Genomic DNA, 1,900 nt, shown 5'->3' on the forward strand with positions numbered 1-1,900 from the left:
TGAAAGATGATCAGCGGGTTCGCGATCTCGACGCTCTGCGTTTCCTGGTCGTCGACGAAATGGGCGGAGATCCAGCCCTGGTCGAAATGCAGGCCGGGCGCCACGTCGAGCTCGTCCCGGCTGCCGCGCCCCTCCTCCACCTGGACGACCCCGTCCGCGCCGGCCGCCAGATGCGCCTCGACCACCCTGCGCGCGAGGGGCAGGTCGCCGCCGGCCGCCTGGGCCGCGACCTGCTCGAGCTGCGCCTGGTCGGGATCGGCGACCGCGTTTGCTTCCAGGGAGGCGATCACGCGGCTAGCCTGGCAATCGAACGCGTCCTGCAGCTCGGCTGCGGCAAAGCCCGCCTGGACCGCCCGCCGGCCCTCGCGGAGCAGGGCCCGAGCCAGCACCACGGCGCTGCTGGTGCCGTCGCCCACCTGATCGAGCGTGCGCCAGGCGAGTTCGCGCATCGCCCGCAGGCCCATCTCTTCGGCCGGGTCGGCCCGCTCCAGCTGCTGCAGCACGGCATAGCCGTCGCGCAGCAGCAAGGGTGTCGCGAACGGTCGCTCGATCAGCACCGCGCGCCCGGCCGGGCCCAGTGTGGTCGCCACCAGATCGGCGGCGAGATCCACGCCCCGTCCGAGCGCCTGCTCGGTCTGCCACTCCCCCAGCACGACCTTCGCGACCATCACGTCCCCCTGCCGACCTTCTGCCCGGCCGATCCCCGAGCACGGGCCATGCCAATTGATCGTGCCCTGCCGTGGCACAGCGCTTGCATCGTGATCACAGCGGCACTTGCCTCTGTGATCACACGGTGGCTACCTTTTCTGAAAAGGTCGGGAGGGGAAAGCAGGGATGCGCTTGGCTTGCGATACGGGCGGTACTTTCACCGACCTGGTTGTCGAGGACGGCGACGAGATCCGGCTGTTCAAGGCATCCACCACCCCTGACGATCCGGTGCGCGGCGTGCTCGATGCGCTGGCGCTCGCTGCCGCGCATTACGGCATGGACCGCAAGGACTTCCTGGCCCGCGGCCAGATGTTCATCCACGGCACCACCCGCGCGATCAACGCGATCCTGACCGGCAACACCGCCAAGACCGCGTTCCTCACCACCGAGGGCCATCGCGACGTGCTGGTGATCCGGGAAGGCGGGCGGATCGAGCCGTTCAACTTCACCGTCCCCTACCCTGAGCCCTATGTGCCGCGGCGCCTGACCTTCGAGGTGCCGGAGCGCATCAATGCCGCAGGCAAGGTCGTCCAGGCGCTGGACGAGGCTGCCGTCCTCGGGATCATCGAGAAGCTGAAGGAGCAGCAGGTCGAGGCGGTCGGCGTCTGCCTGCTCTGGTCGGTGATGAACGCCCAGCACGAGCGCCGGATCGGTGAGCTCCTGGCCGAGCACCTGCCGAACGTCTCCGTGACCCTCTCCCACGTCCTGAACCCGACCCTGCGCGAGTATCGCCGCGCGTCGGCGACCGTGATCGACGCCTCGCTCAAGCCGCTCATGTTCAAGTACCTGAACGGGCTGACCAACCGGCTGCGCGAGGCGGGCTTTGCCGGGCGCACCCTGATGGTCACGTCCGGCGGCGGCATCATGGATGCCGAGGCGGTGGCACGGGCACCGATTCACTCGATCAATTCCGGTCCGGCCATGGCGCCGGTGGCCGGCCGCTATTATGCCGAGCGCGACTTCGGCAATGCCGTGGCGATCGTGGCCGACACCGGCGGCACCAGCTATGACGTGAGCCTGGTGCGCGACGGGCGGATCCCGTGGACCCGGGAGACCTGGCTCGGCCAGCGCTTCCGCGGCCACATGACCGGCTTCCCGTCGGTGGACGTGAAGAGCATCGGTGCCGGCGGCGGCTCGATCGCCTGGGTCGATTCCGGCGGGCTGCTCCAAGTCGGCCCCAAGAGTGCCGGCT

Annotated in this window: 2 protein-coding genes; one reads left to right on the forward strand and one right to left on the reverse strand. The window is 69.3% G+C overall.

The features are described 5' to 3' along the window. Positions 1–668 (reverse strand): TCP-1/cpn60 chaperonin family protein (locus EQG76_RS19140; RefSeq protein ID WP_321573488.1); only part of this gene is annotated, 668 nt, incomplete at its 3' end. 166 nt (positions 669–834) lie between these two features. Here EQG76_RS19140 and EQG76_RS19145 point away from each other — a divergent pair. Beyond that, positions 835–1,900: hydantoinase/oxoprolinase N-terminal domain-containing protein (locus EQG76_RS19145; RefSeq protein ID WP_200840940.1), on the forward strand; the 1,066-nt coding region annotated here is incomplete at its 3' end.

The sequence above is a fragment of the Geminicoccus flavidas genome, assembly GCF_009806515.1.
Taxonomy (GTDB): domain Bacteria; phylum Pseudomonadota; class Alphaproteobacteria; order Geminicoccales; family Geminicoccaceae; genus Geminicoccus; species Geminicoccus flavidus.